This window comes from Paenibacillus sp. 3LSP (assembly GCF_032465655.1).
Lineage (GTDB): Bacteria > Bacillota > Bacilli > Paenibacillales > Paenibacillaceae > Fontibacillus > Fontibacillus barengoltzii.
In genome coordinates, this window is record NZ_JAWDJI010000211.1 from 1 (window position 1) to 26,953 (window position 26,953).

The following is a 26,953-nucleotide window of genomic DNA, read 5'->3' on the forward strand; positions in this document are numbered from 1 at the left end:
GGCGGGAGGCGTTCATGCCTCCCTGGTCGTCGTAGGCGACCACCCTGGTGGCGTTGCCGATGCCGGCGCGGGCGAAGCGCGCGGCTAACTCGTCCGGGGCGGGCAACGGGTGTCGCCCGCCATGCGTGGTGACCGGTGCCGACAGATCCTGCTCCAGATCGAGATAGACGGCACCGGGAATATGCGCAGCGTCATAAGCCGCGCGCCCGGCCTCCGGCTGGCCCAGCTCAAAGCGGCAATCGACGATCACGAGATCCGGTTCATACATTCTAGCTAACAGCCAACGTTTGGATACGATTGGTTCCATAAGGCATACACATCCTCTGCACACATCATATGGAACCATTATAAGCTTAAAACTTAGATCAGGCGATATCCGCTAGGCAATGTTCCGCTGGTGCGAATTTGCCGAACTTGTTCTACCGTGAGCCGTTGGTTGGTCGCAATGAGAGACTCTACGTCTTCGCCGCCGATCAGATCATCTAAGTCATTCAGGCGCCGGCTGCCGCGGAGGATCCGGAAGTTCCCTCTAAAGCGGGGCCGCGTAAAGAGTACAAGCGTTGCGTTAGGATTGGAAGAAACGAAGCGCAGGCTCTCGATTCCGTCCAAAATAGCATCGGTGTTACGGATGCCGAGGTTCCCGGTATAGACACGGCTTCTTCCCGTCAGATTTTCCTCGGAATAAACCGTCAGCCGGGGGGAAGTTTGAGAGATGTGAACCAGCTTTTTCATAGAAAGCTCCTCCTTATCTTTTTTGGCGATAGATTGGGGCTGCTTCTAATAGATCTTAAGGGTCTATGAATATTGCATATTACTCTATTCTTTTTAGTGTTGAGGGGTGTAGATAAAAGTAACCCCTGGCAGCCCGATTCTATAAAATTCAGGCCAAAAGAGGAGAAGGCTATGGATAGACAGGTGCGGAGGAACAAGCTTGAAACACAGCTATTTTTCGATTGAGGAACCGCCATAACTTAGCTATAATGAAGTGGTTTGCAGCCCGAAAGGGTGACAAAATTTGATAAGAAAGCTGGGACCTTAACACAAATGCATACCACCACGAAGTCCATGGGGAAATACGAAATCCTCTACGTGATAGGCATTATCGCCATCTCGTTTTCTTCGATCTTCATCCGCTGGTCTAATGCCGAAGTGTCGGTGATTGCCATGTACCGGATGTATATCACGAACATCTTGATGCTGCCGCTGCTGTGGCGCTACCGGGGAGAAATTGCGCAACTGACGGGCAAGCAATGGGGGCGTCTTATGTTTTCGGGGCTGATGCTGGGGCTGCATTTCTTGCTTTGGATGGGCTCCCTGCGCTTGACGACGGTCGCAAGCTCCACGGTCCTCCTGACCTTGGAGCCGATCATCGTGATGTTTGGATCGTTCTTCTTATTTGGGGCAAAAATCAATAAAGCGATGATCCTCGGCATTACGCTGGCATGCATCGGTTCGATTGCGATCGGCTCAGGAGATTTTGCCTTATCCGGTAAGGCGGTGAAGGGAGATTTGCTCTCCCTGCTCGGGACAATTGCGGTCGCGATTCATATTCTGGTCGGCAAGCAACTGCTGCAGACAATCAGTGCGTTTGTTTATAACTTCCTCGTGTTTGCCGTGGCAGGAACGTCGATGGCGGTATACAATGCAGCTGCCGGCATCCGGTTTACCGGCTATGAGCCGCGGGAATGGGGCATTTTCCTCCTGCTGGCGATCGTCCCTACGTTATTTGGCCATTACCTGTTCAACTGGCTGATGAAATACCTCAGCGCTTCGGCGGTGTCGATGGCCGTTCTCGGCGAGCCGGTATTTGCCTCTCTGCTGGCGTGGTTGCTGCTGAAGGAAAGCTTAACTCCGCTGCAGCTGTCAGCAGGCGTGCTCATCTTGTGCGGGGTATGGATCTTTATTCGCTATGGCAAAGAAACGCCTGCCGTAACTATGGAAAATCCAGTCTTACCGACAGGGCAGGAAGGGAAGGCAAGTTAAGGTCGGGCGAAGGGACATAAGAACAAAGGGACGAACCCGGAGAAAGCTCGCTTGGTTAACGTCCCTTGGGGTTATTTTTTTAGTTCAAAAAATTGACATTCGCGGCGAGGATGATAGGACAACTCGTCCACACCCGCCTGCGTGATAATGGTGTCCTCGGTGAATCGGATAATCATGCTGCCGTTGTCGATCATATGATCGTCGCGGAATACGCGAATGCGCAGCTTCCGGTCCAACGCTTCCTGAAAGTCCTGATCGGTAAACAGTTCTCTGAGAGTAGGCATCGTACGATATCTCCTTCGGTTACTAGATGGGCGGATCGGCGGATCGTAAAGAATGACTCCTGTTATTGTACCTGGAAGCCTGCTGGTTGAAAAGGGAACCTCTCCGACGCGGGAGATGTGGAGATAACAGAGAGGCATATGTGCAGTAGATACAGAAGTGCAGAAAAGTAGAGATTTCTCCTCTCTCGGCCGGCGCTTTTGCATGATTATCCCGTTCGTTCAGAATAGAGTGATTTGAAGCTAAACCCAGGTTCTGCTCCCTTATCGAAAGGGATAATGACGTAAAGGGCGTGCAGACAGACATATTGCGCGTTTCCACACCCCACACGTTTCGAAAAAAGTCGATCAGGAATTTTACCTCCTGGTCGACTTTTGTTAGGTTTGCGGCAAATCCGGTACAGCCCAGCGCAGGATTAAACCGGCGTGGGTTAGGCCGCTGCCAAAGCCGTACACCAGCACGCGGTCGCCATATTTCAAGCGGCCCTCATCAATGCCAGCCTGGAGCGCCAGCGGGATGGAAGCAGAGGACGTATTCCCCATGTCCTGCACGCTTTGCAGGGTTTTGGCGAGGGGGAGATCCGCTTTCTCGCAGATCGATTCGATCATGCGCAGGTTGGCGCTGTGCGGCACAAACCAGTCGATGTCCTCGCGAGCCAGACCCGCCTGCTCCAGCAGCTGCTCGATACCGGCGGTCACGGTGCGGACGGCCCATTTGAAGACCTCGCGGCCGTTTTGGACGATTTTGCCTTTCCCTTCAAGGGGCTCCCCGTTCATTTGATCCGACAGCCCGGTGCGATACACATGGATGCCGCCGGAACCGTTCGTTCCTAGAATAAACGATTCGAATCCCGGCCATTCGGCTTCCGCCTCAGGGGTTGCCTCGACCAACACGGCCCCGGCTCCATCCCCGAATAGGATGCAGGTGCTGCGGTCGGTGTAGTCTGTAATTTTGGACATCGTTTCCCCGGCCACGACCAGAATTTTGCGATGCAGGCCAGCGCTGATCATGCCGTTCGCCAAATGAAGTGCATAAGCGAACCCGGCGCAGGTTGCGTTCAAATCAATCGCCCCTGCCTGCTCCATGCCAAAATGCTCCTGAATCCGGCAAGACACGGTCGGAAACGAATAATCCGGCGTTGTCGTTGAGGTGATGATGAAGTCGACGTCGTCCAGCGAAGTCTTGTATGTCTTACGAAGCCGTTCTACCGCCTGAATGCTCAGATGGGAGGTGAATTCATTCTCCGCAGTAATATGTCGTTCTTTAATTCCCGTGCGCTGCACAATCCACTCGTCGCTCGTATCCATGAGCTGCTCCAAATCCGCATTGGTCAGGATTTTGTCCGGAACATAGGTACCGATTGCGGTAATGCGGGCCTTGGATTGCGGTGTTTGTACGGTCATCGAAATCACTCCTTTGTCGTGAAGGTTATATTTTTATGATCTGGTATTAGTACCTGGTGATAAATTGAGTATATCATGTTTTCAATTTCAAGCAACTGTGACTTGAATGCTATAATGGTTCAGTGGAAAGGAGTGTTCGATCGAACTTATGAAGACATTGGTGTTAGCCGAGAAGCCCTCGGTTGCCAGAGAGATCGCGCGAGTGATCGGCAGCCGAGATAAGCATAAAAGCCATTTTGAGGGACCTCAATATGTGGTGACCTGGGCATTAGGCCATCTGGTGGGGCTGGCCGAGCCGGAGGATTATGATAAGAAATACGCGACGTGGGCCCTGGAGGACTTGCCGATTTTGCCGGATAAAATGAAGCTTAAGGTACTGCGCGAAACCAGCCACCAGTTTAAGGCGGTGCAGCAATTGATGCGCCGTCAGGACATCGGCGAGTTGATCGTGGCGACGGACGCCGCCCGCGAAGGGGAGCTGCTTGCCCGCTGGATCATGGATATGGCCAAGTGGAACAAGCCGTTTAAGCGGTTATGGATTTCGTCGCAAACGGACAAAGCGATCAAGGAAGGGTTCGCGTCTCTGAAGCCGGGCAAGCAATATGAACGCTTGTACCAATCGGCGCGCTGCCGGGCGGAAGCCGACTGGATGGTGGGACTGAACGTGACCCGGGCGCTGACCACCAAGTTTGGCGCTCCGCTCTCCGCGGGACGGGTACAGACGCCGACCCTTGGCATGATCATGCAGCGGGAGAACGAAATTCTTCGCTTCCGCTCAGAGGAGTATCATGTGCTGCGCGCGGACTTCGGCAAGTTCGAAGCGGTATGGCGCGGTGGGAACGGCGATGCGCGTATTTTTGATCAGGACAAGTTAAATGCGTTGAAGCAGAAACTGGAGGGCGCTTCCGGCCAAATCGTGAAGCTGGTGAAGCATGAAAAAACGGTGCCTCATCCGCTTGCTTACGATTTGACCGAGCTGCAACGGGATGCCAACCGGATTCTGGGCTTTTCGGCGAAACAGACCTCCAACGTACTGCAGCGGCTTTATGAGCAGCATAAGCTGGTGACGTATCCGCGGACGGATTCGCGGTATTTGACCTCAGATATGACAGGTACGCTCAAAGAGCGCCTGACGAGTGTCGCTGTCGGTCCTTACGCAAGTTTGGCGCGGCCGTTGCTGCGAGGTTCACTGCATCTGAGCAAGCGAGTGGTGGATGACAGCAAGGTCACCGATCACCATGCGATTATTCCTACGGAACAGACGGTGCTGTTGAACGCGCTAAATACGGATGAACGCAAGCTGTACGATTTAATCGTGCGGCGGTTTATCAGCTTGTTCTATCCTCCGGCAAGGTTTGATCAAGTTAGTGTGACAGTGCAAATTGCCGGGGAGACGCTGCATGCCAAGGGGACGACGATTAAGGATGCCGGATGGCGGGCAGTTTATGACGGGCAGGTCATGGAGGATGAAGAAGGCGGCGAGGACGATGCCGAGAGCGGCTCCGTGCTGCCGGAGCTGACGCAAGGTGAGGCCGTGAAGGTACAACGCTGCCGCGTGACGCCGGGGCGGACCCAGCCGCCGAAGCGCTACACGGAAGCCGCCCTGCTAACCCAGATGGAGAAGCATGGGCTGGGCACGCCAGCTACACGGGCGGACATTATTGAGAAGCTGATCAGCTCCGATACGATCGAGCGGCAAGGGAACTACCTGCACCCGACCGGCAAAGGGAAGCAGCTGATCGAGCTGGCACCGGCCGATTTGCGTACGCCGGAGCTGACAGCTCGCTGGGAAGCGGAGCTGGAGCGGATTGCGCGAGGGCAAGGCCAGCCGGGACCGTTTTTAAGTGGAATCCGTGAGATGGCGACCAACCTCGTGCAAGGTGTAAAGCGCAGTCAAGCGACATATAAGCCGCATAACGTCTCCAACAGCCATTGCCCGGAATGCGGGACAAGGCTGCTTGAGAAGAAGACCGGGCGCGGCTTGATGCTGGTCTGCCCGAGCGAGGATTGCGGCTATCGCCGCTCCGGCGAGAAGCGCCTCTCCAACCGTCGCTGTCCGCAATGCCACAAGAAGATGGAACTCAAAGAAGGCAAAGCCGGCAAGTATGTACAATGTCTGTCTTGCGGGATTACCGAAGTGTTGGGGAAAGACAAGGATAAGCATATGAGCAAGCGCGAGCAGCAACGCCTCGTGAAGCAGTATACACAGAAGCAGGAGTCCGGCGGCATCAATCTTGGAGAACTGCTGAAGGCAGCGTTGGAGAAGCAGAGCGACGATTAAGCTCGATCCCCAGATGACAGCAGCCTGGCGATGATGGCAGAGCCGGCTGATTAGGGCAGGGTCACGGCATGGAGGTGCGGCGCAGGCTTTGGCGGCATGCCATCACCCGATAACGCCGAATAAATCGGCAGCTTATTCGAGACGCTAAATAGCGGAGGTGATGAAGGTGCCGCATCATAAAGCGCGGAAGACCGAGAACCAGCAGAATAAGTCGAGCATTATGGAACCATCCATCGCGGCTAAACCCAAGAAACAGGCGGAAGTTGCGCCCAATCTGAACGGAATTTCAAAGAACGAATCTTGATATGGATGCGTCTGCAGCTCCCCGTTAGGGGAGCTTTCTTTTGTATGAGGCGTATGGGCGGCAAGATGCGGAGGGCGGTTGGATTGAGGTATAATAGATTTATCTATTTGGTGGAAATACTAAGCAATAATCGAGCCAGGAGCTCGAAGGGGGCGGCGAAGATGAGGACGGGCTTACTCGTATGGTTTCTATTTATCAATGCGGTCGCCTATCTGGTGATGTCCGATGACAAGAGGCGGGCGCGGCAGAGGCGGGATCGGATCCCGGAGCGAACGCTGTTTCTGCTTGCTGCGTTGGGCGGAGCGCTGGGGGTCCTCATTGCGATGAACACGAAGCGCCATAAAACGAAGCACCTCAGCTTCCGGGTAGGCATCCCCGTATTGCTGGTTTTCAACGCCGTACTTTATGGGTATTTTATGATATAGACTCTTGGGACAAGTGAGGTGCTTTTCATGCTATTTCAAAAAATATTAGCCGCGTATGACGGTTCGAAAGCAGCCAACAAAGCGCTGGACAAAGCGATTGAATTGTGCAAAACGACACCCGAAGCCCAGCTGGAGGTCCTGCATGTGTACGACTTCCCGCGATTTTACGTAGCCGAGGGCTTTGCGCCGGTCCCCGCTTCGATGGATAAGGATTTCTATGAGCTTGCAGAGCGAACGGCAGAGGAAGCGAAGAAACGCGTGGAAGCTGCAGGTCTGGAGCCAAAAGTTGAAATGGTCCAAGGCCCCCCAGCCGAGACGATTCTAGAGCATGCCCAGAAGAGCGGAGCCGATCTGATTGTCATTGGCAGCCGCGGATTGGGCGGCATTCGCGAATTTGTTCTTGGCAGCGTCAGCCACAACGTCGTCCAGCATGCCCGGATCCCGGTGCTCGTGGTCAAATAAATAAGAGCGATTTTGTACCAGAAAGTCTGACCGATTGATTTCGGTTGGGCTTTTTTTGCTTGTGGGGAGCATGTTGGGAGCAAGCAGAGAGCATGTAGGGAGCAAGTAGAGAGCATGTTGGGAGCAAATAGAGAGCATGTTTGGTGCATGATTGGAGCGTGTCTGGCATGTTGAGGGCATGTTTGGTGTTGTTCAGAGGCTCATCGATTCTAACGCTTGCCAGAAAGCTTATTGCGCCCCAAAACAGTAATTTTCATTTCTAACGCTGATCAGCGTTCTTATTTGGGTTGGGAGCCGCCTTTTTCGGGGGAAAACCGCGAAATAAGATGTCCCATAAGCGTTACAAGTTGCACGTACCGATTTTAGTCCAAATAGCGTTCCACCCAAGCGTTAGAACTTTTTGACGAAGCTAGAACATGACTCCCCAATTGTAGAACATCACTCCTGCACCTCCACAAGGGGAGATTTCTGTAAGGAAAACTAACGCTTGTCCGACAAGTTTGGGGATAATGCCCAAATTTTTTTGGGCGTTTTTCTGGTTGGCGTGTAGGGAACTGTAGTTTTTTATAGTCTCCAAAGTAAGGTTATGTTCAAATGTTACGATTACTCACATCGAATAGAGGGATGTGTTTGGTCGCAAGGGCATGAGGAAGAGGAGTTAGCGAGGACTGCGCGGGCTGCAAGGGCCGGGTGAACTGCAAGAGCAGCAAGGTGAGGACATCGAGGACTGTGTGAACTACAAGGGCTGCTAGCGCTACAAGAAACTGTGAGAGCAGCAAGAACGGCAAGAACTCCAAGAACTCCAAGATCTTCGGGATCTGCCAGAACCGGTAGCTCAACAGACATCGGGAATGTCAGCGAGTGATCTTACGGAAAGGGATAACGGAAAGAGGTGCCTGCAGGCACGTCCAATAACCGAACGCGGAAAGGAGGGCTGCCGTTGATTCGTTTTCGACAGGTAGATAAGCATTTTGGTCATTTTCACGTCCTGAAGGGGATTGATTTACAGGTTGAGGAAGGGGAAGTCGTCGTTGTTGTTGGCCCGTCGGGCTCCGGAAAAAGCACGATGCTGCGCTGCATTAACCGGCTGGAGACGATCACGAGCGGGGAGTTGACGGTAGGCGGCCTTCCGGTCCATGACCGCAAGACAGATATCAATAAGCTGCGCCGCGATATCGGGATGGTCTTTCAGCACTTTAATTTGTATCCGCACAAAAAGGTGATCGACAATATCACGCTGGCGCCGATTAAGGTGCTGGGCATCCCCAAAGCGGAGGCTGAGCAGACGGCGATGTTTTATCTGGAGAAGGTGGGAATCGCCGATAAGGCGTCCGCCTATCCGTCCCAGCTGTCTGGCGGGCAGCAGCAGCGGGTGGCGATCGCCCGGGGGCTGGCGATGAAGCCGAAGATCATGCTGTTTGACGAACCAACCTCGGCGCTGGATCCGGAGATGGTCGGCGAGGTGCTGGATGTGATGCGGACGCTCGCCCGCGAAGGCATGACGATGGTGGTGGTCACGCATGAGATGGGGTTTGCCCGCGAGGTGGCGGACCGGATTGTGTTTATGGACCAGGGGCAAATCGTGGAGGAAGCAGGGCCGGAGGAGTTCTTTGCCAATCCGCGAGAAGAGCGGACGCGAACGTTCCTGAGCCGTCTGTTGAGCCACTAAATCAATCGATAATCAAGGGGAGGAAGAGAAATGAAGAAGCGTTGGAGGCTAATCAGTATTGCGGTGGTATGTGCGTTGACGGTGCTGGCCGGATGTGCAAGCAACGGGGCAGGCGGCAACGCAGCAGGGAACGGCGGGAATGCCGCTTCGGCAACCGGGGAGAGCGGAAGCGGGGCCTTGGCGAAAATTAAGGATCGCGGCAAACTGCTGGTTGGCGTGAAGTATGACACGAAGTTGTTTGGTCTGAAAGACCCCTCCACCGGGAATGTCGAGGGATTTGATATCGATATCTCGAAGGCGATCGCCAAGCACATTCTCGGTGATGAGAATGCCCTGGAACTGAAGGAAGTGACGTCGAAGACGCGGATTCCGATGCTCAATAATGGGGAGATCGATATGATCGTAGCTACGATGACGATTACCGAGGAACGGAAGAAGGAAGTCGACTTCTCCGATGTTTATTTCCAAGCGGGTCAATCGCTGCTGGTGAAGAAGGGCAGCCCGATCACCGGCATTGAAAGTCTGACGGCTGATTCGACGGTGCTGGGCAGCAAAGGCTCAACCTCGGTGAAAAATATCCGCGAAAAAGTGGAAGGCATCAAGGTGCTGGAGTTCGACAACTATCAGGATGCGTTTAACGCCCTGAAGGCGGGGCAAGGCGACGCGCTGACGACGGACGATGCGATTCTTTACGGGATGGCGGCCCAAGACCCGAATTATGAGGTAGTCGGCAAGCCGTTTACCGATGAACCTTACGGCATTGCGGTACAGAAAGGCAACTCGGATATCGTACAGGCGATTAACGATACCTTAAAAGAGCTTCATGACAGCGGAGAGTACGACAAGATATACGAAAAATGGATCGGCAAGAAGCCGGGCGAATAATTCGTGATGGATTTTACGATTCTGACTGACTATTTTGACGTGTACCTGGAAGGGTTCCGGGGGACGGTGCTGTCCAGCTTGCTGGCGCTGGTCGGAAGCTTCGTGCTGGGCGCCTTGATCGCGGTGTTCCGCATCGGCCCCGTCCGGCCCCTGCGCTGGTTCGGAACAGGTTACGTGGAATTTATCCGCAATATTCCGTTGCTGCTTGTCGTATACATTTTCTATTATGGACCGGCCGCTTTAGGTTTACCGCTGGACGGTTTCACGGCGGGGACAATCGGGCTTGCGGTATACACCTCTTCGTTCATTGCTGAAGCAATTCGTGCCGGGATTCAAGCGATCCCCCAAGGGCAAACGGAGGCGGCCCGCTCGTCCGGGTTGAGCTACGTGCAAACGATGCTGCATATAATCCTGCCGCAGGCCATCAAGCTGGTGATTCCGCCGCTCGGGAACCAGTTCATCAATTTAATCAAAAACTCATCAGTTTTAACGATTGTGGCCGGGCTTGACCTGATGTATTTTGCCGACATCGTGAATGCCGATACGTATCGGACGTTTGATACTTATATTTTTGTCGCGTTGTTCTATCTGGTGCTGACCTTGCCTTTAAGTTATGGCGTAAGGGTGTGGGAGCGAAGACTTGAGAAAAAATACTGAAAGGAGGCCTGAAGTTCGATGGATTTTGCTGGGGCGTACAGTGCGGAGAATTTGCGCTTCTTAGCGGATGGACTTTACGTGACGTTGATTGTCGCCGGGCTGTCCATCGTGCTAAGCTTCCTGATCGGCTGCATCGTGGGCGTAATCCGGTATACGAAATTGCCCGTGCTGTCGCCCATCATGCTGGTGGGGGTTGAGCTGATCCGCAATTTGCCGCTGCTGCTTATCATCTTCTTCATGCGGTTCGCCTTGCCGGAGGTCGGCATCAAGCTTGGACTTGTCGCCGCGACGGTGACCGGGCTGACGATCTTTGAGGCCGCGATGATCTCCGAAATCGTGCGCAGCGGCCTCGCCTCCATCGACAAAGGGCAAATCGAAGCGGCCCGTTCGTCTGGACTCAGCGCTGTTCAGACGCTATGGCACATCGTGCTGCCCCAAGGCTTGCGGCGGATGGTGCCGCCATTAGTGAGCCAGTTCATTTCGCTGCTCAAGGACACGTCGCTGGCGGTAGTCATCTCCTTGCCGGAGCTGATGCATCATGCGGGGATCGTCATTGGTCACGGCTACACGTATACGATACCGATTTTGATGCTGGTGGCGTTGATATATTTTACCGTCAACTTTGTGCTATCAGTGATCTCAAGGCGATTGGAGGCACGGCGAGCGTAGGCATCAACTGACACGAAACTAACATATAATGGAATATAAGGTATAGTCATCCTTCCCCGGATGTGGTACGATATGGAACAAAATCACTCACGGGATCCGGGGGAGCGGGGATGCGGAGCGTGATTATCAAGACCTTTCAAAGATCCGCTTACGTTCAGATCGCGGTCATCGCGATCGGGACGGCCTTGGCGGGGGAACTGAAGATCAATCCGTTTGTTGGTGACATCTTTCGGATTGGTCTGGGGAGCAGCGCGTTTTTGTTGTTTTTGCTGCTGCTGCGGCAGTTGCCGTACATCGTGACGGGCGTCATCACCGGCGTGGTAGTGCTGCTGTTTCGTACAGGACTGGATCAGGTGCTGGACAACGGCTTGACTGTGGCGGAGAGTGTGACAAGGCACTGCTCGGCAGCGGTGTATTATATCGTGTTCGCATTAGGGATGAGTCTGATCAAACGGCGCTTGGATCGCTTCTATCCCTTGGTGCTGGGGGCCGTGACCGCGGTCATCGATCTGATGTCCAATGAGTCGGAGTTGCTGACCCGGTTGCTGGTGACTGGCACGGCGACGTTTAAGCTGAACGAGTGGGCGTTTCTCATGATGATCGCCATGCTGCGCACTTATTTTGTTACCGGGATTTACAGCAGCATTTCCGTCAGCCGGATGCGGATCGTGCAGCAGGAGCAGAATCGGCGGATTGAACAGATGCTTAGTTTTAGCTCCGGCCTTTATGGAGAGGTCTTCTACTTGAAGAAATCCATTGGTACGTTGGAGGAGCTGACCTTGCGCAGCTATGAGATGTACCGTCGGTTATCGGAGGAAGGCCTGGAGGAGCATAAGCGTCATATTCTTGGGATTACGGAGCAGATCCATGAGGTGAAGAAGGATTCGCAACGGATTTTGGCCGGGCTGATTAAGCTGACCGACCGTGAAGTCCCGGGGGATATGCCGCTGTCGAACTTGGTCCAATATATCATTGACAGCACGCGGCAGTATGCCGATTATTTGGGCAAGCAAATCGTGTTTACGCAGAAAATCACCCTGGATTACGATACGGCCAACTACATACCCTTGCTGACGCTGCTGGGGAACTTGACGGCCAATGCGGTAGAGGCGATCCAGGGCCGGGGGCAGATTCATTTGGAGATTCGCGAGCAGTCGGGATCGACCTTGCTTACGGTGAGTGACAGCGGCGGCGGCTTCCCGCAGGACGAGCGGGAGCTGGTCTTTGAACCAGGCTTTACGACCAAATTTGACGAGGAAGGCGTCGCGGCGACGGGGATAGGGTTATCCCATGTGCGCGATATCGTGACCCGGTTCGGCGGGGACATCTCGCTGGGGACAGCCCCCGGGCTGGGCGGCGCGATGGTCCAAATCCGGATTCCGACTCCAAGCTTGCAGAAGTCGGCAGTGTCGGCTTAAAGCTATTTTCGTTTCGACCGTATCCTTGGCAAACCGCTACTAACCAAAAGTGTGAGGAGGTTATCCGATGCCGCTCTCTTTTTGTATCGTTGACGATGATGCCAGTGCGCGAAAAATGCTGCAGTACATTATCGAGGACAGCGGTCTGGGCGAAGTGACGGGAACGGCTGGCGGCGGAGCGGAGGGAGTGCGGCAAATTTTGAGCGAGCCGCCGGATATCGTGCTGATAGATTTGCTGATGCCCGATCAGGACGGTATTGAGGTGATCGATTCCTTGCGTGCTCAAGGCTGCAGCTCCCGGTTCGTGATGATCTCCCAGATCGAAAATCAAGACATGGTTGGACGGGCGTACCGAAGCGGAATTGAGTTCTTCATTCGCAAGCCGATCAACCGGATCGAAGTGGAGACGGTGCTGCGGAAAATCAACGAACGTTATGCGTTAGGACATTATTTAGATGAAATCAAATCGAGTCTGAAGAAGCTGGAGGACTTGCGCAGCGCACCGCTAGCTGGTCAGAACAAACGGACAGTCCGAGAGGCGATTCAACCGATTCTGATGAATATGGGGTTGATTGGCGAAAGCGGCAGCCGCGATATGATCAACATCATGGAGCTGCTGCTGGAGCGGGGAAGTGAGCCTGGCGGTAATCTGCCGCCGCTGAAGGAGTTGTATCGTCAAACCGCAGCCACGTACAAGACAAGGCCTGAGGAGATCAACAAGGAGGTCAAGGCGATCGAGCAGCGGTTGCGCCGCGCATTGATGGCCGGGCTGACGAACTTGGCTTCGCTGGGCTTGACGGATTACGGAAACCCTCGGTTTGAGTATTATGCTCCGCTCTATTTTGATTTCGAGGATGTGCGGCTCAAGATGAAGGAGATCGAGGAAGGGCGCGAGCCGGGCACCAGCAAGGGGAAGGTGAATATTAAGAAGTTCCTGCAGGTGTTGTTCATTGAAGTGCAGGAGCAGTTGGGCGGCTGAGAGATGAATTGGAATTGGGGCTAATGCATCGCGGGTGTGCAACTAAAGTAAGGGACGCCGATGTCGCCGGAAAAAGTGGTAGAGTGCAGGTTGTCGCCCGGTCGTCAGGCTGCAAGCTAAAATAACTGGAAAAAGTAAGGTTAAATTCGGGGAATCGACGAGAATTTGGCAATTTAACTGGAAATCCTGCTGTTAATTTGAGCGGTAGTTAGGAATTTTGGAGTTTTGGTCCAAATTAACAGTAACTTTTACATCTAATTGACTGCAAATGCGGGAGATAGCGAAATTAAAGGTATTTTCTACAGTTAGGTGCAGTAGAGATGCCAGATCCAGAGCTGCATCTGATGGATATCAGAGAGGCATTCGATAGACATCAGAGAGGCATTCGATAGACATCAGAGCCGTATCCAATGGAGACCCTAGTCTGTTTACCAGGCTAGGTTTTTTGTGTTGAGGAGACATTGTTCAAAAACGAACATTCGGATTTTACATTCTGTTAATGTTCGGATTTCAGTTGACATCCTATGTCCGCCATTGGTACACTAGGAGAGGAAAGGCGGCTCGCCGCCGAACATCATAATCTCGTATAATGCCGGGAATAGGGCCCGGAAGTTTCTACCCGAGAACCGTAAATTTTCGGACTACGAGCGAATACGTGATGAAGGTAAGGCTACTCCGCACGGAAGGCCTTCTTTTTATGAGCCTGGGCTTGTAAGCACCGGGCTTTGCGTTGCCAGCGGCGAGGCTGTAGCTGCCCGCACGCAGGTGTCGTATTTCGCAGGGTCCGCGAATTTCGGGAAATAGTGTTCCCAGGAAGTTCGGGGCCCTTTTTACGTATTCGGCTAATTCTATAGATAGGTTCACAAGAAATATGAACGTGGAGGTTGAGGCATGACAGCACAAGTCGCCGTAATCATGGGCAGCAAATCGGACTGGGAGACGATGTCCCATGCCTGTGCCGTTTTGGATGAACTGCAGATTCCTTACGAAAAAAATGTCGTATCCGCGCACCGCACCCCGGATTTGATGTTTGAATTTGCCGAACAGGCCGCAGCCCGCGGTTTGAAGGTCATCATCGCCGGGGCTGGCGGAGCCGCCCACCTGCCGGGGATGGTGGCGGCCAAAACTACGCTGCCCGTCATCGGCGTGCCGGTGAAGTCGGCCGCGTTGAACGGGCTTGATTCGCTGCTGTCGATCGTGCAGATGCCAGGCGGCATCCCGGTGGCGACGGTAGCGATCGGCAAAGCCGGGGCGATCAACGCCGGGCTGCTGGCGGCGCAAATTCTGGGTGCGTTTGACCCTGAGGTCATGCGCCGGGTGCAGGAGCGCCGCGATCGGATCAAAGCCGAGGTGCTGGAGAGCAGCTCGGAGTTGGGAGCCGCGGAATGAGCAGCGGCGTGATGGGCAAAACAGGCGGCAGCAATGGCGCCCCGGTGATTGCGCCGGGCGCAACGATCGGCGTGCTGGGCGGCGGACAGCTTGGCCGGATGATGGCGCTGGCCGGGAGCAATCTTGGCTACCGATTCGTAGCCATGGATCCGACGCCGGATGCGCCTTGCGGTCAGGTAGCGGGGCAGATCGTCGCCCGCTACGATGACCAGGACGCGGCGCGCGAGCTCGCAGCGCGGGCCGATGTGATCACGTACGAGTTCGAAAACGTCGACGCCGGCGTAGCCGCGTTGTTGGAGGAAGCCTCGTACGTGCCCCAAGGCAGCCGATTGCTGTATACCACTCAGCATCGGCTGCGGGAGAAGCGAGCCATCGAAGCAGCGGGCGTGAAGGTCGCGCCGTACGCAGAGATCGGCAGCGAGGAAGAGTTGCGCGCAGCCGTGGCTCGGTTGGGCCTTCCGGCTGTGCTGAAGACGGCCACCGGCGGGTATGACGGCAAAGGCCAATGGGTCATTCGCAGCGAGGCCGAGATTGCACCGGCCTACGCCGAGTTGAGCCGGGCTGGGACCGAGCTCGTGCTCGAGCAATTTGTCCCGTTCGTCAAGGAGCTGTCGGTGATTGCGGCGCGCAGCCCGCGCGGGGAAATAAAGACGTTCCCCGTAGCGGAGAATATTCATATCGACAATATTTTGCATGTCTCGATTGTGCCGGCTCGCGTGGAGGAGCAGGTGCAACGGGAGGCGGAACGGCTCGCGGCCCGAATCGCCGAAGGCTTGGAGGCCGTTGGCCTGCTGGCGGTAGAGATGTTTCTGACCGAGGACGGGGAGCTGTTCGTCAATGAACTGGCGCCAAGACCGCACAACTCCGGCCATTATACGATGGAGGCTTGCACGACTTCCCAATTTGAACAGCATGTTCGGGCGATCTGCAATCTGCCCCTGGGTCCGGTGGAGCTGTTAACGCCGGTCGTGATGGTCAACATTCTGGGCGAACACTTGGAGGCGGTACGCAAGGCCGTAGTTACGGGCCAGTGGTTTGGCGAAGCCGGCGGTGAAACTGGATTCCCGGTGATCGCCAAAGTACACTTATATGGAAAGCACGGAGCCGCTCCTAAACGGAAAATGGGGCATATCAATCTGATCTGCCGCAATGTGGAGGACGGGCTGCGTTGGATAGAGCAAACCAACATTTGGAGGAATGAACGTAAATGATCGAACGCTACAGCAGACCGGAAATGAGAGCGATCTGGACGGAGGAGAACAAATTTAAGGCTTGGCTGGAAGTGGAGCTGTGCGCTTGCGAGGCTTGGGCCGAGCTTGGCGTGATCCCGAAGGAAGACGCCAAGCTGTTGCGCGAGAAGGCTTCGTTTGACATCAACCGGATCTATGAAATTGAGCAGGAAACCCGCCATGACGTCATCGCGTTTACCCGCGCCGTCTCGGAAAGCTTGGGGCCGGAGCGGAAATGGGTGCATTATGGCTTGACCTCGACCGACGTCGTCGACACGGCGCTGGGGTATTTGTTGAAGCAGGCCAACGCGATTTTGGAACGGGATATTTTGAACTTTATCGACATTCTCAAAGAAAAAGCCTTGGCTTATAAAGATACCCCAATGATGGGGCGGACCCACGGTGTCCACGCGGAGCCGACCACGTTTGGTCTGAAAATGGCGCTTTGGCACGAAGAAATGAAACGGAATCTGGAGCGGTTCCGCCGGGCAGCTGAGAATGTTCAATTCGGAAAAATCTCCGGTGCCGTTGGGACTTACGCGAACATCGATCCGTTTGTAGAAGAATTTGTTTGCCGGAAGCTGGGCACGACACCGGCGCCGATTTCGACGCAGACGCTGCAACGCGATCGTCACGCCGAATATATGGCAACCTTGGCTTTGATCGCGACCTCGCTCGACAAGTTCGCCACGGAAATTCGCGCGTTGCAGAAGAGCGAATTCCGCGAGGTGGAAGAGGCCTTCGCCAAAGGGCAAAAAGGCTCCTCGGCCATGCCGCATAAACGCAACCCGATCGGCTGCGAGAACATCTCCGGCTTGTCCCGCGTGATCCGCGGCCATATGATTTCGGCTTACGAAAACGTAACGCTGTGGCATGAACGCGACATTTCCCACTCTTCGGTGGAACGGGTGATTCTGCCAGACGCTACGATGCTGCTGAACTACATGCTGAACCGCTTTGGCAATATCGTGAAGAACTTGACGGTGTTCCCGGAAAATATGAAGCGTAACATGGCTCGCACGTATGGCGTACCGTTCTCCGGCCGCGTGATGACGAAGCTGATCGACAAAGGCTTCAGCCGTGAGCAAGCTTACGACACGGTGCAACCGCGCGCGATGCAGGCATGGGAAACGCAGCGTCAATTCCGTGACATCATTGAAGAGACGCCGGAAATTACCGCCGTCTTAAGTAAAGAAGAAATTGAAGACGCATTTGATCCATCCTGGCATCTGAAGCATGTCGATACGATTTTCCGGAAGCTTGGATTGATTGAGTAGGATCTGATCTTGCAGTGATAGGGAGGAGAAGCTTCATGGCGGTACCGGCAATTTCCACCGCAGCGGATTTGGTGAAGGTCCCGCTGCTGTACAAAGGCAAGGTCCGGGAGCTGTACGATCTTGGCGAGCATTATCTGATCGTGGTCACGGACCGCATCTCCGCATTTGATTACGTGCTCGATCCGGCGGTGCCGGACAAGGGGAACGTGCTGAACCGGCTGAGCGCGTTTTGGTTCGACAAGACGCAGCATTTGCTGGAGAATCACGTGATTCATACGGACGTGGAGCGGTTGGGGGACGTGATTTCGTCAGAGCATCGCGAGGCGTTGCGCAACCGGATCATGGTGACCCGCAAGGCCGAACGCATTGACATTGAATGCGTGGTGCGCGGTTATGTGACCGGCGGCGGCTGGCGGCAGTATGAGAAGACCGGCGCGATTAACGGCATCGAGTTGCCGGAAGGGCTGCGGAAGAACGCGAAGCTGGCGGAGCCGATTTTTACGCCGGCGGCGAAAAATGACGTGGGCCACGACGAGGACATCTCGTTCGCTGAGATGGTGGACAAAGTCGGCCAGGAATTGGCTGAACAGCTGCGGGATCGCAGCCTGGAGATGTACGCCTACGCCCGGGATTACTGTGAGGAACGCGGCATCCTGCTCGCTGACTGCAAGCTGGAATTTGGCTTGGTGAACGGCAAGTTGATTGTGATCGATGAGATGTTTACGCCGGATGCATCGAGATTTTGGGCCAAAGAGAACTACGCACTGGACATCGAGATCGACAGTATGGACAAAGAGCCGGTACGTACGTACCTAGCCGGCTCCGATTGGGATAAAGAGAGCCCGCCTGATCCGCTTCCGGCGCAGGTGGTTGAAGAGACGACACGGCGGTACCGTGAAATTTACCGGCGATTGACGGGAGCCGAGTTGGCGTAGGAACTGTGTTCAATATAGCCTTTTAGCTCTAACGGACCCTAGGGCCCCTTATTGGCACAGATTCGCAGGGAAGACTGATATAACGGACCGAGGGGACCTTAATTGGCTGGGGCGGTCCAGTTTGTTGCCGGATGGGGCCCAATAGCGGCGGTATAGTCCGTTAGCCGGGGAAATATACGGGAAATGAGTAAATAACGTCACTGAGGTCCATTAGAGAATGGACATGGGGTACTCTGAGGTAGGTCTTCTGTGCATTATCCCTTTGGATCAGAGGGGCAGGAGACTTGGGAGACAAGAAGACCCTCAACGAGCGAGACAGCAAGGAAATTAGACAGGAATGCCAGAAAGCAAGCATAAAGCATGAAGGAAAGTTGGAAGGCAAGCATAAGCACGAAGGCAAGTTAGAAGGCAAGTTAGAAGGCAAGCTTAAAGGTTAGCTTTAAGGCAAGTTTGAAGCCAAGCTTGAAGGCAAGAAATGCCCCAAGCGATAGCACAAGCAATTATCAAATGTAATTATCATTTCCATCCAGATACCAAGCGGCCGTGCCGCACAAGTCCAAACTTAGGAGGAACACGAGGAACATGATTAAAGCGAGCGTTTATGTCACGATCAAGCAAAGCGTACTTGACCCGCAGGGGGTTGCCGTTCAAGGGGCACTCCATTCGATGGGGTTCAGAGAGGTGGACAGCGTCCGCATCGGTAAATATATGGAGCTGACGCTCGATACGAACGATCGCTTCGAAGCGGAAGCTCGAGTGAAAGCGATGTGCGAGAAGCTGTTGGCCAATACGGTGGTAGAAGACTACCGCTTTGAATTGGAGGCTTAAACTATGAAATTCGCGGTACTCGTATTCCCCGGTTCCAACTGCGATATCGACTGTTACAAAGCGGTGGAAGAGACGTTGGGTGAACCGGTTGACTATGTGTGGCATACAGCCACCGATTTGTCTGCTTACGATTGCATCTTAGTTCCCGGCGGGTTCTCCTACGGCGACTACCTGCGGTGCGGGGCGATTTCCCGTTTTGCGCCGGTTATGGCGGAAGTGAGCAAAGCTGCGGAGCAAGGGAAATACGTGCTGGGGATCTGCAACGGATTCCAAATCCTTACGGAAGCTGGATTGCTGCCAGGCACGTTGCGCCGCAACATGTCGCTGAAGTTCCGTTGCCACGACACCGAGCTGCGCGTGGAGAACAACGAAAATCCATTTACATCGCATTATGCGAAGGGCGAAGTCATCACGATTCCGATCGCGCATGGCGAAGGCAACTATTATTGCGATGAAGCAACGTTGGAGCAGTTGAAGCGGAATAACCAAATTATTTTCCGGTATGTTCAAAATCCGAACGGCTCGGTGGACGACATCGCCGGTATTTCCAATGAACGCGGAAACGTCGTCGGCATGATGCCGCACCCGGAGCGGGCGGTCAGCGATTTGCTGGGTTCGACGGACGGCAAGAAGATGTTTACATCCATTTTGAAAGCTTGGAGGGATCGGCATGAGTCAGCAAGTGTCCGCTAAGGAACCAAATGCAGAACAAATTGCAGAGCAGAAAATTTACAAACAAATGGGCGTTTCCGACAGCGAATACGAACTGATTTGCGGATTCCTTGGGCGGAAGCCGAATTATACGGAAATCGGCGTATTTAGCGTCATGTGGTCCGAGCACTGTGCCTACAAAAATTCGAAGCCGCTGTTGCGTCGTTTCCCGACCAGCGGCCCGCGCGTGCTAATGGGCCCGGGCGAAGGCGCCGGGATCGTGGATATCGGCGACAACCAAGCGGTTGTCTTTAAAATCGAAAGTCATAATCACCCTTCGGCCGTGGAGCCTTATCAAGGCGCCGCAACCGGCGTGGGCGGGATTATTCGCGATATTTTTTCCATGGGAGCAAGACCTGTCGCGCTGCTGAACTCTTTGCGATTTGGCAAGCTGGAAAGCGAGCGCGTGAAATATTTGTTCGAGCATGTTGTATCCGGAATCGCGGGCTACGGCAACTGCATCGGGATTCCGACGGTTGGCGGAGAAGTGGTGTTCGACGAGAGCTACGAAGGCAATCCGCTCGTAAATGCGATGTGCGTTGGGCTGATCGATCATGACAAAATCCAACGCGGCGTTGCCAAAGGCGTCGGCAACCCGGTGTTCTACGTAGGGCCGCCAACGGGCCGGGACGGGATCCATGGCGCGACATTTGCGTCGGAGGAACTGACAGAGGAATCCGAAGCGAAGCGGACAGCGGTGCAAGTAGGTGACCCGTTCATGGAGAAGCTGGTTATGGAAGCTTGTCTGGAGTTGATCGACAGCGGCATCGTGCTGGGGATCCAGGACATGGGCGCGGCAGGCTTGACCTGCTCCAGCGCGGAAATGGCCAGCAAAGCCGGCAACGGTCTGGAGCTGTACCTGGATGAGGTGCCGCAGCGCGAGGAAGGTATGACGGCATATGAAATGATGCTGTCCGAATCGCAGGAGCGGATGCTGTTCGTCGTGGAGCCGAAAGATGAGGCGAAGGCGCGGGAGATTTTTGAGCGTTGGGGCGTCATCTGTGCGAAGGTTGGTAAAGTGACGGACGACGGCCGTCTGAAGCTGTTCCATCATGGCGAACTGGTCGGCGACATGCCGGTGAAGGCGCTTGTGGACGAATGTCCAATCTATGAGAAGCCTTCGGCAGTTCCTGCTTATTATGTGGAAAATGAAACGGTCGACACCACGCGTTACGAGGAAGTTCAAGATCTGGGCGCGGCGCTGGAGAAAGTGCTGTCCTCACCTTCCGTAGCAAGCAAAGCGTGGGTGTACAACCAATACGATTATATGGTTCGCACGAGCACGGCGGTTCGTCCGGGTTCGGACGCAGCCGTGGTGACCGTTCACGGCACGCGCAAGGCGCTGGCGATGACCACCGACTGCAACGGGCGGTTCGTGTATCTGGATCCGGAAGTTGGCGGACGAATCGCGGTCAGCGAAGCGGCGCGCAACATCGTGTGCTCCGGTGCCGAGCCGCTGGCAATCACCGACAACCTGAATTTTGGCAGCCCGGAGAAACCGGATATTTTCTGGCAGATGGAACGGGCGGTAGACGGGATGGCGGAAGCTTGCCGTGTGCTGGACACGCCCGTTATCGGCGGGAACGTCAGCTTGTACAACGAGAACGCCAAAGGTGCGATTTACCCGACACCGGTGGTAGGGATGGTTGGTCTGGTGCATGATACGGATCATATTACGACGCAAGGCTTCAAATCGGCCGGAGATGTCGTGTTCCTGCTGGGTGAGACGAAAGCTGAGCTCGGCGGCAGCGAATTCCAGGCGGTTGTTCATGGCGTTGTAGAAGGCCGTCCGCCGCAGCTTGATTTAGAAGTGGAGAAAAAATTGCTCAGCGCCGTGCTGGAAGCGATCCAAGGCGGGCTGGTGCGTTCGGCGCACGACTTGTCCGAAGGTGGTCTGGCTGTGGCGCTGGCTGAATCGTGCATCAGCGGCGGGGTTGGTGCCAAGGTGGATATTACAAGCGAGCTGCGCCCCGACTTCATGTTGTTTAGCGAATCCCAATCTCGCATCCTGTTGTCGGCTTCGCCGGAGAAGGCGGAGGCGCTGGAGAAGCTGCTCGCGGAACGCGGCGTGCCAGCAGCACGAATTGGGGTTGTGGAAGGTTCTGAACTGAACGTTGCTGTGAATGGAACGGAGGTTCTGAGCAAGCCGGTGGACCAGCTGAGACGCGTCTGGGAGGATGTCATTCCATGTCTGATGCAATAAGACCCGTGCAGAGACTTTGGACCGGAGACTACTATAACGAAGGGGCGGGGCATGCGGATCCGTTTGATACGTTACGCGAGGAATGCGGCGTGTTTGGCGTATTTGGTCATGCCGAAGCCGCCTCTCTATCCTACTACGGGTTGCACGCCTTGCAGCACCGGGGGGAAGAAAGCGCGGGGATCTGCGCTACGAATGGGGAGGACTTCCATTACCACCGCGGCATGGGGCTGGTGAAGGAAGTGTTCGACCGCGACAAGCTGGCTTCGTTGCGCGGGGACCGTTCAATCGGGCATGTCCGCTATTCGACAAGCGGAGACAGCAAGCTGACGAACGCCCAGCCCTTGATCTTCAAATACCGTGACGGTGATCTGGCGGTGGCTACGAACGGCAACATCGTCAATGCACCGAAAATCCGCCGCCAGCTTGAGCAAAGCGGTTCGATCTTTCAAACGACCAGCGATACGGAAGTGATCGCGCATCTGATCGCCCGCTCGTCGAAGGATTTCGTTGAGGCGGCAAAGGACGCGCTTCGTCAATTGGTTGGGGGCTTCGCCTTCCTGCTGCTGACGAACGACAAGCTGATCGCCGCCAGCGATCCGAACGGCTTGCGCCCGCTGGTGATGGGCCGGCTTGGCAATGCGTACCTGTTCTCGTCTGAGACGTGCGCGTTCGAGGTCGTTGGTGCGGAGACGATTCGCGAAATCCAGCCGGGTGAGATGCTGGTGCTGGATAAGGACGGCCTTCGCGAGGAGCGTTATGCCGAGCCGCAGCGGAAGGCGCTGTGTGCGATGGAGTACATTTACTTCGCGCGTCCGGACAGTGACATGAATGGCTCGAACCTGCATGCCAGCCGCAAGCGGATGGGGCAGGTGATGGCCCAGGAGTCTTTTGTGGACGCCGATGTGGTTACTGGGGTTCCGGACTCCAGTATTTCCGCCGCGATTGGCTATGCGGAGCAGACCGGCATCCCTTACGAGCTCGGTCTGATCAAAAATAAATACACCGGCCGCACGTTCATTCAACCGAGCCAAGAGCTGCGCGAGCAAGGGGTCAAAATGAAGCTGAGCGCGGTGCGCCGTGTCGTGGAAGGTAAACGCGTCGTAATGATCGACGATTCGATCGTTCGCGGCACGACCTCGCGGCGGATTGTAAACTTGCTGCGCGAAGCCGGCGCGACGGAGGTGCATGTCCGCATTACCTCGCCGCCGTTCAAAAATCCTTGCTTCTATGGCATCGATACGCCCGACCGCGGGGAGCTGATCGCCTCCTACAAAACGGTAGAAGAAATCTGCAAGGAGATCAATGCCGACTCGCTCGAGTTTCTCAGCCCGCAGGGGTTGATCCAGGCGGTAGGCGGAGATAACGCAACGGACTACAAAGGCGGCCTCTGCATGGCCTGCTTCGACAACGATTATCCGACCCGGACGGATTTCGACGGGGAAGAGAAGTTTGGCTGCACTTGCTGAATTCGTTAGCGTAGATTCGACTTATTTCACATGATGAATTGATTTCGTGATAAATGGGTTTTCCGTGTTCAAAAAGTTAAAGGAGTGGGTCCCTCTCGTGTCTGAAGCATATAAGAAAGCCGGCGTTGATATCGCAGCCGGGAATGAAGCGGTAGAGCGCATGAAAAAACACGTCAAACGGACGTTCCGGCCGGAAGTGATGACCGATCTGGGCGGATTTGGCGCATTGTTCGGTTTGAACAAAGACAAATACACGGAGCCGGTGCTCGTGTCAGGAACAGACGGCGTGGGCACGAAGCTGAAAATTGCCTTTGCGATGGATAAGCACGACACGATCGGCATCGATGCAGTGGCAATGTGCGTTAACGATATCGTCGTACAGGGGGCGGAGCCGCTCTTCTTCCTCGATTATTTGGCGTGCGACAAGGTTGTCCCTGAAAAAATCGAGGCCATTGTCGCCGGTATCGCTGAAGGGTGCAGCCAATCGGGATGCGCCTTGATCGGCGGCGAGACTGCGGAAATGCCGGGCATGTACAGCGAAGGCGAATACGACATCGCCGGGTTTACGGTAGGTGTCGTGGATAAGAGCAAGATCGTCAACGGCAGCCGCATCGCCCCTGGCGACACGGTGATTGGCCTGGCCTCCAGCGGTGTGCACAGCAACGGGTTCTCGCTGGTACGCAAGCTCTTGCTGGAAGAAGCGGGCTACGCTTTAACCGACAAGCTGCCGGAATTAGGCGGAGCATCGTTGGGTGACGTGCTGCTTACGCCAACGAAGCTGTATGTGAAGCCGGTATTAGCCCTGTTGGAGAAAGTCGATGTCAAGGGAATGGCTCATATTACGGGCGGCGGCTTCATCGAGAACATCCCGCGCGTTCTGCCGGAAGGCGTAAACGTGGAGATCAACTACGGTTCTTGGCCGATTTTGCCGATCTTCGACTTGCTGCAGAAGAAAGGGAACGTAAGCAACCGCGATATGTTCACGACGTTTAACATGGGCATCGGGCTTGTAATTGTAGTGGCGGAGGACCAGGCTGAGGCTGCGGTCGCTGCATTGAAGCAAGCCGGGGAAACGCCTTATGTCATCGGTAAAGTGACGGAAGGACAACGGGCTGTGACTTTTGCAGGAGCGGATGTCTAATGGGAGCGAAATACCGGATTGCTGTATTTGCCTCGGGAAACGGCAGTAATTTTCAAAATTTGCTTGACGCAACGCGGTCGGGTGGGCTGGATGCTGAGATTGTGCTGCTCGTTTGCGATAAGCCGCAGGCTTTTGTCGTCGAACGGGCCCGTCAAGCCGGTGTGGAATGCTATCTTTTTGACCCGAAGGCTTACGCGCGTCGAGAGGATTATGAGGCGGAAATTGCCGCCGAGCTGGACAAGCGGCAAATCGATTTAGTCGTGTTGGCCGGTTATATGCGGTTACTCACTTCGGTGTTGGTTGAACCGTACGCCGGGCGCATGATTAATATTCACCCATCGTTACTGCCGGCTTTTCCGGGCAAAAATGCAATTGGACAGGCTTGGGAATACGGCGTGAAAATGACGGGAGTTACGGTTCATTTGGTTGATGGCGGGATGGACACCGGCGCAGTGGTTGCCCAGGCGGCGGTAGAGATTACGGCGGACGATACGCTGGAAACACTCGAAGCCAAGATCCATGCGACAGAAGGGCGCTTATATCCGCAGGTCGTGTCGTGGTTTGCGAAGAACCGCGTGCGCGTGGAAGGCCGGAAAGTGACGATTCTGTCGGAATAGGAAGCATCGAAAGAACGCTTGGTTACAGGATTTTTTCGGATGATTGGATAGGTTTAGAACAGATGCTGGGTTTCGATATTTCCCGAGAAATATCGGGGGCATGATTCGCCAAAATAAAGGAGGAGCCGATTGTGAGTATGAAAAGAGCGCTCGTGAGCGTGTCGGATAAAACAGGTATCGTGGATTTTTGCCGCGAGCTGTCGCAGCTGGGTGTGGAAATCATTTCGACAGGGGGCACAAAAAACCTGCTGGCGAAGGAAGGCGTTCCGGTCATCGGTATTTCTGACGTTACCGGGTTCCCTGAAATCCTTGATGGACGCGTTAAAACGCTGCATCCTACTGTACACAGCGGCTTGCTGGCGGTGCGCGACAGCGAGGAACACCAAGCACAGATGAAGGAACTGGGATTGGACTATATCGACCTGGTGGTCGTTAACCTGTACCCGTTCCAAGAAACGATTGCAAAGCCGGATGTTACCTATGAGGACGCCATCGAAAATATCGACATCGGCGGACCTACGATGCTTCGTTCGGCTGCGAAAAACCATGCGTTTGTCACCGTTGTTGTCGATGCGGCTGACTATGGAACCGTGCTCGAGGAAGTACGTACGGGCGGCGATACGACATTGGAAACGCGTAAACGGCTTGCGGCCAAAGTTTTCCGCCATACGGCGGCATACGATGCCTTGATCTCCGATTATTTGTCGAAGGTGACGGGCGATCCGTTGCCAGAGCGTTTTACGGTCACCTACGAGAAAATCCAAGATTTGCGTTATGGCGAAAATCCGCATCAAAAAGCGGCGTTTTACCGCAAGCCGTTGGCAGCAGCGGACACGCTGACGAATGCAGAACAACTCCACGGCAAGGAGCTCTCCTACAATAACATCAACGATGCGAACGCGGCGCTGCAAATCGTGAAGGAATTTGATGAGCCGGCGGTTGTCGCGGTCAAGCATATGAATCCTTGCGGCGTTGGCGTCGGGGCCAGCGTGCTGGAAGCTTACAAAAAAGCGTACGAGGCCGACCCTGTGTCGATCTTCGGCGGGATCGTTGCTGCCAACCGCATCATTGATGCGGACACGGCGATGCTGATGAAGGAGATTTTCTTGGAGATTATTTTAGCACCAGGTTTCACGGAAGAAGCGCTGGAGATTCTCACGAAGAAGAAAAACCTCCGTTTGCTGAAGCTTGGCGGTCTGGAGCTGGGCGCAAGCCGCAGCAGCCAGTTTGTCGTCACCTCGATTGACGGCGGGATGGTCGTGCAAGAAAGCGATGTGCATACGCTGAAAGAGTCCGACTTGACGGTGGTTACCGACCGCAAGCCAACCGAAGAAGAGCTGAAACAGCTGCTGTTTGGCTGGAAAGTCGTTAAACATGTGAAGTCGAACGCGATTGTTCTGGCGAAGGACGATATGACCGTTGGCGTCGGCGCGGGGCAGATGAACCGCGTTGGTGCCGCGAAGATCGCGATCGAGCAAGCAGGCGAGAAAGCGAAAGGCAGCGTCTTGGCGTCCGACGCGTTCTTCCCGATGGGCGATACGGTCGAAGCGGCGGCCCAAGCCGGGATTACGGCGATTATCCAACCGGGCGGCTCCGTGAAGGACGAGGAGTCCATCAAAGCGGCCAACGAGCATGGCATCGCGATGGTCTTCACCGGCGTGCGCCATTTCAAGCACTAAGATTGAGCTTAACGGCAGGACCGCTGCGGCGGCCTGCCGTCTTTTCGCAGATGCGCTAACC

General features: G+C 54.9%; 27 protein-coding genes and 1 riboswitch. Of the genes, 23 read left to right on the forward strand and 4 right to left on the reverse strand.

Going from position 1 to position 26,953, the window contains the following annotated elements; all coding sequences use genetic code 11:
- Positions 1 to 307 (reverse strand): sulfurtransferase (locus tag RW092_RS18220; protein ID WP_316010901.1); only part of this gene is annotated, 307 nt, incomplete at its 3' end.
- Between the two features lie 53 nt (positions 308 to 360).
- A complete protein-coding gene (locus tag RW092_RS18225) occupies positions 361 to 732 on the reverse strand; it encodes a hypothetical protein (protein ID WP_016313469.1) in 372 nt (123 codons plus the stop codon).
- A 312-nt stretch (positions 733 to 1,044) separates the two neighbouring features.
- On the opposite strand from RW092_RS18225, the gene RW092_RS18230 reads away from it, so the two are divergent.
- The gene (locus tag RW092_RS18230; protein WP_316010902.1) at positions 1,045 to 1,983 is read left to right on the forward strand and encodes a DMT family transporter; all 939 of its coding nucleotides are present in this window, start codon (positions 1,045 to 1,047) and stop codon (positions 1,981 to 1,983) included.
- 71 nt (positions 1,984 to 2,054) lie between these two features.
- On the opposite strand, the gene RW092_RS18235 is transcribed toward RW092_RS18230, so the two are convergent.
- Both RW092_RS18235 and RW092_RS18240 read right to left on the reverse strand, forming a co-directional pair.
- Positions 2,055 to 2,267: a hypothetical protein gene (locus RW092_RS18235; protein ID WP_016313467.1), complete on the reverse strand. Its 213-nt coding sequence runs from the start codon at positions 2,265 to 2,267 to the stop codon at positions 2,055 to 2,057.
- A gap of 375 nt (positions 2,268 to 2,642) precedes the next feature.
- Positions 2,643 to 3,668 (reverse strand): ketoacyl-ACP synthase III, encoded by a 1,026-nt coding sequence (locus tag RW092_RS18240; protein ID WP_316010903.1) that lies wholly within the window; start codon positions 3,666 to 3,668, stop codon positions 2,643 to 2,645.
- Positions 3,669 to 3,816: 148 nt separating this feature from the next.
- Here RW092_RS18240 and RW092_RS18245 point away from each other — a divergent pair, with 148 nt between their 5' ends.
- From RW092_RS18245 to purH, 22 genes are all read left to right on the forward strand, one after another.
- Positions 3,817 to 5,949, forward strand: coding sequence for a DNA topoisomerase III (locus tag RW092_RS18245; RefSeq protein WP_085170536.1), 2,133 nt, complete (start codon positions 3,817 to 3,819; stop codon positions 5,947 to 5,949).
- A gap of 166 nt (positions 5,950 to 6,115) precedes the next feature.
- Entirely contained in the window at positions 6,116 to 6,253 is a 138-nt protein-coding gene (locus RW092_RS18250) for a hypothetical protein (RefSeq protein ID WP_164744170.1), read from the forward strand.
- 161 nt (positions 6,254 to 6,414) lie between these two features.
- Positions 6,415 to 6,678, forward strand: coding sequence for a DUF1294 domain-containing protein (locus tag RW092_RS18255; RefSeq protein ID WP_028539530.1), 264 nt, complete (start codon positions 6,415 to 6,417; stop codon positions 6,676 to 6,678).
- 27 nt (positions 6,679 to 6,705) lie between these two features.
- Positions 6,706 to 7,140, forward strand: coding sequence for a universal stress protein (locus RW092_RS18260; protein ID WP_316010904.1), 435 nt, complete (start codon positions 6,706 to 6,708; stop codon positions 7,138 to 7,140).
- A 940-nt stretch (positions 7,141 to 8,080) separates the two neighbouring features.
- Entirely contained in the window at positions 8,081 to 8,809 is a 729-nt protein-coding gene (locus tag RW092_RS18265) for an amino acid ABC transporter ATP-binding protein (RefSeq protein WP_316010905.1), read from the forward strand.
- Between the two features lie 30 nt (positions 8,810 to 8,839).
- Positions 8,840 to 9,694 carry a glutamate ABC transporter substrate-binding protein gene (locus RW092_RS18270; protein ID WP_028539532.1) on the forward strand — a complete coding sequence of 285 codons (855 nt, stop codon included), beginning with the start codon at positions 8,840 to 8,842 and terminating at the stop codon, positions 9,692 to 9,694.
- Positions 9,695 to 9,697: 3 nt separating this feature from the next.
- Positions 9,698 to 10,351, forward strand: a complete 654-nt coding sequence (locus tag RW092_RS18275) for an amino acid ABC transporter permease (RefSeq protein WP_028539533.1) — start codon at positions 9,698 to 9,700, stop codon at positions 10,349 to 10,351.
- Between the two features lie 18 nt (positions 10,352 to 10,369).
- Positions 10,370 to 11,020: an amino acid ABC transporter permease gene (locus tag RW092_RS18280; RefSeq protein WP_016313459.1), complete on the forward strand. Its 651-nt coding sequence runs from the start codon at positions 10,370 to 10,372 to the stop codon at positions 11,018 to 11,020.
- A 110-nt stretch (positions 11,021 to 11,130) separates the two neighbouring features.
- Complete coding sequence (locus RW092_RS18285; protein ID WP_316010906.1) at positions 11,131 to 12,438, forward strand: ATP-binding protein; 1,308 nt, start codon at positions 11,131 to 11,133, stop codon at positions 12,436 to 12,438.
- Between the two features lie 67 nt (positions 12,439 to 12,505).
- Positions 12,506 to 13,417 (forward strand): response regulator, encoded by a 912-nt coding sequence (locus RW092_RS18290; protein ID WP_316010907.1) that lies wholly within the window; start codon positions 12,506 to 12,508, stop codon positions 13,415 to 13,417.
- Positions 13,418 to 13,979: 562 nt separating this feature from the next.
- Positions 13,980 to 14,081, forward strand: a riboswitch (purine riboswitch).
- A 227-nt stretch (positions 14,082 to 14,308) separates the two neighbouring features.
- Positions 14,309 to 14,806 (forward strand): 5-(carboxyamino)imidazole ribonucleotide mutase, encoded by a 498-nt coding sequence (gene purE, locus RW092_RS18295; RefSeq protein WP_016313456.1) that lies wholly within the window; start codon positions 14,309 to 14,311, stop codon positions 14,804 to 14,806.
- A complete protein-coding gene (gene purK / locus RW092_RS18300; RefSeq protein ID WP_316010908.1) occupies positions 14,803 to 16,017 on the forward strand; it encodes a 5-(carboxyamino)imidazole ribonucleotide synthase in 1,215 nt (404 codons plus the stop codon). Before purE ends, purK begins: the two co-directional genes overlap by 4 nt.
- Positions 16,014 to 17,312 (forward strand): adenylosuccinate lyase, encoded by a 1,299-nt coding sequence (purB, locus tag RW092_RS18305; protein ID WP_316010909.1) that lies wholly within the window; start codon positions 16,014 to 16,016, stop codon positions 17,310 to 17,312. The genes purK and purB overlap by 4 nt, the downstream gene beginning before the upstream one ends.
- A 35-nt stretch (positions 17,313 to 17,347) precedes the next feature.
- Complete coding sequence (locus RW092_RS18310; RefSeq protein ID WP_316010910.1) at positions 17,348 to 18,247, forward strand: phosphoribosylaminoimidazolesuccinocarboxamide synthase; 900 nt, start codon at positions 17,348 to 17,350, stop codon at positions 18,245 to 18,247.
- Between the two features lie 284 nt (positions 18,248 to 18,531).
- Entirely contained in the window at positions 18,532 to 18,684 is a 153-nt protein-coding gene (locus RW092_RS18315) for a hypothetical protein (protein ID WP_316010911.1), read from the forward strand.
- A 145-nt stretch (positions 18,685 to 18,829) separates the two neighbouring features.
- Complete coding sequence (purS, locus tag RW092_RS18320) at positions 18,830 to 19,075, forward strand: phosphoribosylformylglycinamidine synthase subunit PurS (RefSeq protein ID WP_009224523.1); 246 nt, start codon at positions 18,830 to 18,832, stop codon at positions 19,073 to 19,075.
- A 3-nt stretch (positions 19,076 to 19,078) separates the two neighbouring features.
- Positions 19,079 to 19,768: a phosphoribosylformylglycinamidine synthase subunit PurQ gene (gene purQ, locus RW092_RS18325; protein ID WP_316010912.1), complete on the forward strand. Its 690-nt coding sequence runs from the start codon at positions 19,079 to 19,081 to the stop codon at positions 19,766 to 19,768.
- Entirely contained in the window at positions 19,746 to 21,989 is a 2,244-nt protein-coding gene (gene purL / locus RW092_RS18330; protein WP_316010913.1) for a phosphoribosylformylglycinamidine synthase subunit PurL, read from the forward strand. The genes purQ and purL overlap by 23 nt, the downstream gene beginning before the upstream one ends.
- Positions 21,974 to 23,455, forward strand: a complete 1,482-nt coding sequence (purF, locus tag RW092_RS18335) for an amidophosphoribosyltransferase (RefSeq protein WP_028539543.1) — start codon at positions 21,974 to 21,976, stop codon at positions 23,453 to 23,455. The genes purL and purF overlap by 16 nt, the downstream gene beginning before the upstream one ends.
- Before the next feature lie 97 nt (positions 23,456 to 23,552).
- Positions 23,553 to 24,596: a phosphoribosylformylglycinamidine cyclo-ligase gene (gene purM, locus RW092_RS18340; RefSeq protein WP_316010914.1), complete on the forward strand. Its 1,044-nt coding sequence runs from the start codon at positions 23,553 to 23,555 to the stop codon at positions 24,594 to 24,596.
- Positions 24,596 to 25,213: a phosphoribosylglycinamide formyltransferase gene (gene purN, locus RW092_RS18345; RefSeq protein WP_316010915.1), complete on the forward strand. Its 618-nt coding sequence runs from the start codon at positions 24,596 to 24,598 to the stop codon at positions 25,211 to 25,213. Before purM ends, purN begins: the two co-directional genes overlap by 1 nt.
- Before the next feature lie 131 nt (positions 25,214 to 25,344).
- Complete coding sequence (gene purH / locus RW092_RS18350; RefSeq protein ID WP_316010916.1) at positions 25,345 to 26,892, forward strand: bifunctional phosphoribosylaminoimidazolecarboxamide formyltransferase/IMP cyclohydrolase; 1,548 nt, start codon at positions 25,345 to 25,347, stop codon at positions 26,890 to 26,892.
- The last annotated feature ends 61 nt before the right edge of the window (positions 26,893 to 26,953 follow it).